Origin of the sequence: Phaeobacter sp. CAU 1743, assembly GCF_039839315.1 — a bacterium.
In the GTDB taxonomy this organism is placed as follows: domain Bacteria; phylum Pseudomonadota; class Alphaproteobacteria; order Rhodobacterales; family Rhodobacteraceae; genus Phycobacter; species Phycobacter gallaeciensis_A.
Genome location: NZ_JBDOQR010000034.1, coordinates 46,373 through 53,161, shown reverse-complemented (window position 1 = coordinate 53,161; position 6,789 = coordinate 46,373). Strand labels below are relative to the sequence as shown.

Sequence of the window (6,789 nt, the reverse complement as noted above, 5' to 3'; positions counted from 1 at the left end):
TCGCAAAGATCAAGGAATTCAGAGCCATAGCGACCCGCTACGAAAAGACAACGTCCAGCTACGCCGCCAATTGGCATCTCGCGGCTGCCATCATCGCCTCACGATGAATGTCCACAGACCCTAGCCCTGTGGCAACTGACCCGGCGACGCAGCTGGCGGATGACCTGGAACGAGGCGGTGCAGCTGGGGCTTGGCCTTCTAATCCCATTGCAGCTGTTGCGGCACATTACCTACACCCGCTACGCGCATGAGCTTCACAACGTCAACGATGAGATGGGCTTCATCCTTGTCCTGATGTGGAACTCGCCATCGATCTGGTGGCAGGCACTGCTGTTGCTGGCCGTCTGGATCCATGGCTGCATGGGGCTGCACTACTGGCTGCGGCTGACGCGCTGGTGGCGCCGGACACAGACTTATATGATCGGGCTCGCGGTCTTCATCCCCACCTTTGCCCTGGCCAGCGCGTTGAGCGAGGGACGCCGGATCTACGATCTGTTTGTCGAGGGCAGTCAGCGGGCGGCGCTGATGGCAAGTTACAACTGGCCCGACCAGCCGACGTTCATAAGCCTCCGAGAGAATGAAAACCTCTGGATCGGCCTGTTTCTGGCGCTTCTTGTGCTGACCGGAACCGCCGTGCTGCTGCAAAAGGCATTGCGCAAACGCCGGGCGGTGCGGATCACCTATGTGAACGGTCCTGTGGTGAGCGCCGAAAAGGGGCTGACCCTCTTGGAAATGTCCCGCGCCAGCGGCGTGCCTCATACCTCTCTCTGCGGCGGCAAAGGGCGCTGCACCACCTGCCGGGTGGTTGTCGAAGACGGATTGGATGCGCTGCATCCCCCTTCTGATGCTGAGGCGCGCAGCCTTGCCGCCGTGCGGGCCAGCAGCACCATGCGGCTGGCCTGCCAGATCCGGCCTACCGCACCGCTGACCGTCTGCCGCATGTTCCGGCCCGACGGGCGGACCACACGGGCCCACGCCAGCCAGGGGCAAGAACGCAGGCTCGCCATCCTGTTTCTCGACATCCGCGGCTTTACCAGCCGTACCGAAGGTCAGTTGCCTTATGATGTAGTGTTCCTGCTGAACCGGTTCTTCGATGCCATCGTACCCGCGATCACCGGGGCCGGCGGCCACGTGGACAAATACCTCGGCGATGGGCTGCTGGCGGTCTTCGATGCCCCCTCCCCGGCTCGTTCCGCCCGCGCGGCGCTGAATGCAGCGGCCGCGATTGGTACGGCGCTGCGGACGTTCAACGCGCGACTGGAAGAAGAAGAAAGCCCGCCGGTCCGGATCGGCATTGGCCTGCATCTGGGCGATCTTGTTCAGGGCGAAATCGGCTCTGCCGATCACGCGCCCCGGACCATCATCGGCGACAGCGTCAATGCTGCCAGCAGGCTTGAGGCCGAGACCAAAGCCCTGGGCGTTGAACTGCTGGTCTCTGCCGCCGTGCTGGACGCTTCTGGTTTTGCCGCCCCCGAGAGCGCGCTGCAATCCTTCCAGCTACGCGGCGTCGCCGAACCAATAACCGCGATTGCGGCCCTGCGGGCAGAGGATCTGTTCGACCTGCTGACTGCGCAGCACGAGCAGCACCAACACCAGCACGCATAGGGCGGAACGATATTCCATGATTGCCCACGCGCGGCGAAACAGCATCCATTTGTGAAGGAATGGGCACACATCGTCCTTTTTTCCTGAGGTCGCTAGACATTCAAGAAACCTTTGGGGTATTGCGCGGCCTTAAGCCGTCCGCGACACGGGCGCCCCCTCCCGCGCAAGTGAAGAGAGAATTCACATGACTATGTTGAGTAATTTGGCTCCGATCCCCGAGCTCTATGTATCTTATGACTCTGCCCAGAAGCTGAAGGTCGAGGCCGGTGAGCTGAAAAGCCACGATCTGAGCCCGCGCCAGATCTGTGACCTGGAGCTGCTGATGAACGGCGGCTTCAACCCGCTGAAAGGCTTCCTGACCGAGGAAGACTATAATGGCGTTGTCGAAAACATGCGCCTGGCGGACGGCACGCTTTGGCCGATGCCGATCACCTTGGACGTGAGCGAAGATTTCGCAAGCTCGCTGGAAGTGGGCGAAGACATCGCCCTGCGCGATCAGGAAGGCGTCATCCTGGCCACCATGACGGTCACCGACCGCTGGGAGCCCAACAAGTCTCGCGAGGCCGAAAAGGTCTTTGGCGCCGATGACGAGGCGCACCCGGCCGTGAACTACCTGCACAACCACGCGGGCAAGATCTACCTCGGCGGTCCGGTCACCGGCATCCAGCAGCCCGTGCACTATGATTTCCGTGGTCGCCGCGACACCCCGAACGAACTGCGCGCCTACTTCCGCAAGCTGGGCTGGCGCAAGGTCGTGGCCTTCCAGACCCGCAACCCGCTGCACCGTGCGCACCAGGAACTGACCTTCCGCGCCGCCAAGGAAGCGCAGGCCAACCTGCTGATCCACCCGGTTGTTGGCCTGACCAAACCGGGCGATGTCGACCACTTCACCCGTGTGCGCTGCTACGAGGCGGTGCTGGACAAATATCCGGCCTCGACCACGACCATGTCGCTGCTGAACCTGGCCATGCGCATGGCTGGCCCGCGTGAAGCCGTCTGGCACGGTCTGATTCGCGCCAACCACGGCTGCACCCACTTCATCGTTGGCCGCGACCACGCCGGCCCGGGCAAAAACTCTGCCGGTGAAGATTTCTACGGCCCCTATGACGCGCAGGACCTTTATCGTGCGCATCAGTCGGAGATCGGCTGTGAAATGGTCGACTTCAAGCACATGGTTTATGTGCAGGAACGCGCCCAGTACGAGCCCGCTGACGAGATCGCGGACAAGGATGACGTGACCATCCTCAACATCTCTGGCACCGAACTGCGCCGCCGCCTGGCCGAAGGCCTGGAAATCCCGGAATGGTTCTCCTTCCCCGAGGTGGTTAAGGAACTGCGCCGCACCAAGCCGCCGCGCAGCCAGCAGGGCTTTACCGTGTTCTTCACCGGCTTCTCCGGTTCCGGCAAGTCCACCATCGCCAACGCGCTGATGGTCAAGCTGATGGAAATGGGTGGCCGCCCGGTGACGCTGCTGGATGGCGATATCGTGCGCAAGAACCTGTCTTCGGAACTCGGCTTCTCGAAAGAGCACCGTGACCTCAACATCCGCCGTATCGGCTATGTTGCCTCCGAGATCACCAAGAACGGCGGCATCGCCATCTGTGCGCCGATCGCGCCTTATGCAGCGACCCGCCGCGCCGTGCGCGAGGACATCGAACAGTTCGGTGCCTTCATCGAAGTGCACGTCGCGACCTCGATCGAGGAATGCGAACGCCGTGACCGCAAGGGGCTCTACAAGCTGGCGCGCGAAGGCAAGATCAAGGAATTCACCGGCATTTCAGACCCCTATGACGTGCCCTCGAACCCCGAGCTGAGCGTCGAGACGGAAAACGTCGATGTCGACAACTGTGCCCACCAGGTTCTTCTGAAGCTGGAAAGCATGGGTCTGATCACCGGTTGATCCCTGACTGACCCCACTCTGATTTCTGTTGAAACGGCCCGCCCTTTGGCGGGCCGTTTTGTTTTACCTGAACGTCGCGACCAAAATGGATCTTTTTTGCAAGTAAATTTATCCCTACACAGGTTCAAGATTTCGTGTTCTGGAGCCCAAGTATGGTTACGCCCGTTAAGGCACATGTGTTTACCGACACCACAGCGCAGTCTTTTCTGAAGCAGGCGCCGGGGCAGCAGCCCTGCATTGGTTCGGTAGCCTTTACCTTTGGCACCGAGGTTCCGGACGACACCGATGTGCTCATCGCTTTCAACCGGTCTTCCTACACCATCAAGACGCAGGTTCCGAAAGAGCGGACGATTTTCATCGCTGCCGAACCAGATGTCATCCACCCCTATAGCTGCCGGTTCCTAAACCAGTTCGGATTGGTTCTGACGACGACGCAAAAACCGCTGGAAACGGAAAAACGCAACCGGGCGGTCTGCTGGTACTGGTGGGCGGGCTTTGATTTCTCGGACAACGGCAATCATCGTGGCTATGACTGGTTCAAGACGCTGACCCCGCCGCCGAAACAGGACAAGATTGCCATCGTCACCTCAACCAAGGTGCACACCGAATATCACCGAAAACGGATGCGGTTTGTTGAAACCCTGATCGACGAGATTCCCGAGCATATCGAACTCTTCGGGCGTGGTTTCAAACCCATTGGCGACAAGGCAGACGCCCTGCTGCCCAACAAGTACAACCTCGCCATCGAGAATGGCGAAGGGCCGCATGTCTGGACCGAGAAACTGACCGACCCCTGGCTGTGCTGGTCCTTCCCCTTCTACGCAGGCTGTTCCAACGTGGACGATTATTTCCCGGTGGACAGTTATGAGACTCTGAATCTGGACGATCCGGTGGCCGAGGCCCGGCGCATGGTCCAGGAAATCCAGAACGGCCGCTGGGAAGCCGCACAGGACGCCATCGCCACGGCGCGTGAAAAGGTGCTGGAGCAGGAAAACATCATGGTGCTAATGGCCAATCTCGCAACCGAGGCCGCGGCCCGTCCAGTTAGCGTACAGCCCAACCGCCCCCGCTATATCTGGTCCGAACGTTCCCTGTGGCCCGAGAAAGGCTGCCGGGGCAGTCTGACGGACTGGACCCTGCGCAACGCGATCCTGCTGTTCGAACCGCAAGCCGAGCTGAAGAGCAAGGGACTGCGCCACTGGTACGAAAAGAAAAAATCCACCCGAAGGGCCCGCAAGGAAGCCAGAGCCGCAAACGCGCGCTGAGGAGCATTGCCGCCTTAGAGGCTGTCGCGCAATGCCTCCGCCGCGCGGAGGAACAGATCTCCATAATGCGCCGCCGCAGGTTTGGCGGCGCGCAGGGCGGGCAGACGCCGGGCGTAATCCTCTGCACTGATACTGCGGACCGCCCGCTCCATATCCGCCAGATCATTGCAGAGGATCATGCCCTCAGTGTCGAAGAAATCCCCGATATTCGGACAGCCCCAGTAGATCGGCACAGTCTCGCAGAGGATCGCATCGATCAATTTCTCGGTGAAGCAATTCGGCTCCTGCACATTTTCGATAACCACCGAATAGCGGAAGGGGGCAAGACCCTCTGATTTATGCTCGAAAGGCGCGTAACCACGGCCCAAAATGCGCGCATCGGGCACGTTTTTCTGCAGGTATTCAACCAGCTGATGCCGCAGCTTGTGCCCGGGATGGTCGCGTTTGGCCGAGGCGATCAACGACAGATCTAAGGTCTTTTCAACATCCAGATCCTGCCATTCCGGCACCCAGGTGGTTCCAAAGGGCAGGAACAGCCCGTTGGGCAATCGCGCGAGAAGATCCGGATCATAGGTAAAAACGCGGAAGAACCGCCGATGGCTGAGCCGCAGCAGACGGTGGTGGGACGCCGACATGATCTTCGGCTCCATCACCATCAGCGACAGCTGCGCGCGGCAATACCAGTTTAGCTGAAAATGCATCGCCTTCTTGGCAAAGACGATCAAATGATCCGCCGCGGTCAGATCGCCAACGCTGCCGCCCTGCAGCCGGTCGGGGCAGCCCAGTGGCCAGTGCAACTGCGCCAGCGGCATCTGCGGCAGCCCCCGATCAAGTTTCTGGCCGTAAGGTAGGATAGCAATCGCAGGCTCAGTCATGGCAACCGCTCCAGCATGGGAGGCAAGAGAACTCAGAACTCAATCACATGCTCCCATTTACAAATGCAGCGGAAGATCGACCTCTCCCCGCATCAGAACAAATCCCTCTCCGGCAACTTTTACCCCCGTCAGCGCCTCTGCCGGTCCCACGCGGGTCACACGCGCCTGCCCCGGCCGCCCCAGCCCGTGCCCCTGTTCAGCCACGAAGCTGTCCTTGGGCATCAGCCCGTGCTTCCACAGATAGGCCGCCATCGCGCCGGTTGCTGAGCCAGTAAAGGGATCCTCCGGTGGGCTCGGCGGCGCCATCAGCAGGCGGGAAAAGGTATCCCCCGCCTCTGTGGCGCCATCCAGCGTCACCAGAAAAGGCTCCATCATGTCGATCCCATCAGCGCCAAGCTGTGCCGTCAGCCGGGCAAGGGCATCAAGATCCAGCCTTGCCGCCTCTAGCGCGGCGCGGTCCTTCAGCACGGTGACGCAAAAGGGCAAGCCGGTCGACACTTTCTGCGGCTCACCGATAATGGCTTCGGGCGGCAGGGACACTGCTGCCGCAACCAGGGCCGGATCCGGCTGCGGGCCGAACTCTGGCGCCACCTGCGTCATCTCGATCAGGTCGCCCTCGATCTGCACCGGAACAATTCCCGCGCCGGTTTCCAGCGTCACCGAGGTGCCGTTGATCAGCCCGCGATCCTTGAGCGCGGCAACGGTGGCGATGGTAGGATGGCCGGCAAAAGGGATTTCGCGGCTTGCCAGGAAATAGCGCACTTTGAAATCCGCCACCTGCGACGGCCCGGTAAAGGTGCATTCGACCAGAGAAGTCTCCCGCACGAAGGCGGTGCAGACCTCCACCGGCAGGCTGGCACCCTCATGCACGACCGCGCAGCCATTGCCGCCAAAGGGGCGATCCGAAAACGCATCCACCCAGTCAAAAGAAAACGATGTCATGATATCAGATGCCCCAAACCGCTGTTTTACCGGGACGTTACCGGCGCAGAGAGCAATGATCCAGCCGGGAAAGCCCGCCAGGGGCATGACTTGCGCCTCAACAGCTGTTTTGGACCGTTATTCTCCCGCTCTCTCGCGGGAGGTTTCTGGAAGCTATCAAAAGGCATAACTGCCCCGCCACAGCGGGGCAATCCGGGGGGCG

5 protein-coding genes and 1 pseudogene are annotated in these 6,789 nt (G+C 60.9%); 4 read left to right on the top strand and 2 right to left on the bottom strand.

The features are described 5' to 3' along the window. The 4 genes and pseudogenes from AAFO90_RS14265 to AAFO90_RS14250 form a co-directional block, all read left to right on the top strand. Positions 1–107, top strand: a pseudogene (locus AAFO90_RS14265) (IS5/IS1182 family transposase); the annotation flags it as partial. 52 nt (positions 108–159) lie between these two features. Further along, entirely contained in the window at positions 160–1,605 is a 1,446-nt protein-coding gene (locus tag AAFO90_RS14260; protein WP_347509797.1) for an adenylate/guanylate cyclase domain-containing protein, read from the top strand. A 184-nt stretch (positions 1,606–1,789) separates the two neighbouring features. Continuing rightward, positions 1,790–3,505, top strand: a complete 1,716-nt coding sequence (locus AAFO90_RS14255; RefSeq protein WP_347509796.1) for a bifunctional sulfate adenylyltransferase/adenylylsulfate kinase — start codon at positions 1,790–1,792, stop codon at positions 3,503–3,505. Between the two features lie 152 nt (positions 3,506–3,657). Next, complete coding sequence (locus AAFO90_RS14250; RefSeq protein ID WP_347509795.1) at positions 3,658–4,770, top strand: hypothetical protein; 1,113 nt, start codon at positions 3,658–3,660, stop codon at positions 4,768–4,770. A 14-nt stretch (positions 4,771–4,784) separates the two neighbouring features. Here the strand turns inward: AAFO90_RS14250 and AAFO90_RS14245 are convergent, their stop codons facing one another. Together AAFO90_RS14245 and AAFO90_RS14240 are read right to left on the bottom strand one after the other, a co-directional pair. Beyond that, entirely contained in the window at positions 4,785–5,645 is an 861-nt protein-coding gene (locus AAFO90_RS14245) for a hypothetical protein (RefSeq protein WP_347509794.1), read from the bottom strand. A gap of 57 nt (positions 5,646–5,702) precedes the next feature. Further along, a complete protein-coding gene (locus AAFO90_RS14240) occupies positions 5,703–6,587 on the bottom strand; it encodes a PhzF family phenazine biosynthesis protein (protein ID WP_274830141.1) in 885 nt (294 codons plus the stop codon). Between the last annotated feature and the right edge of the window lie 202 nt (positions 6,588–6,789).

What these genes read in the sequence shown, in the direction of transcription:
- AAFO90_RS14240 (WP_274830141.1), bottom strand. Translation starts at nt 6,587, where the DNA reads ATGACATCGTTTTCTTTTGACTGGGTGGATGCGTTTTCGGATCGCCCC.
- AAFO90_RS14260 (WP_347509797.1), top strand. Translation starts at nt 160, where the DNA reads ATGACCTGGAACGAGGCGGTGCAGCTGGGGCTTGGCCTTCTAATCCCA.
- AAFO90_RS14245 (WP_347509794.1), bottom strand. Translation starts at nt 5,645, where the DNA reads ATGACTGAGCCTGCGATTGCTATCCTACCTTACGGCCAGAAACTTGAT.
- AAFO90_RS14255 (WP_347509796.1), top strand. Translation starts at nt 1,790, where the DNA reads ATGACTATGTTGAGTAATTTGGCTCCGATCCCCGAGCTCTATGTATCT.
- AAFO90_RS14250 (WP_347509795.1), top strand. Translation starts at nt 3,658, where the DNA reads ATGGTTACGCCCGTTAAGGCACATGTGTTTACCGACACCACAGCGCAG.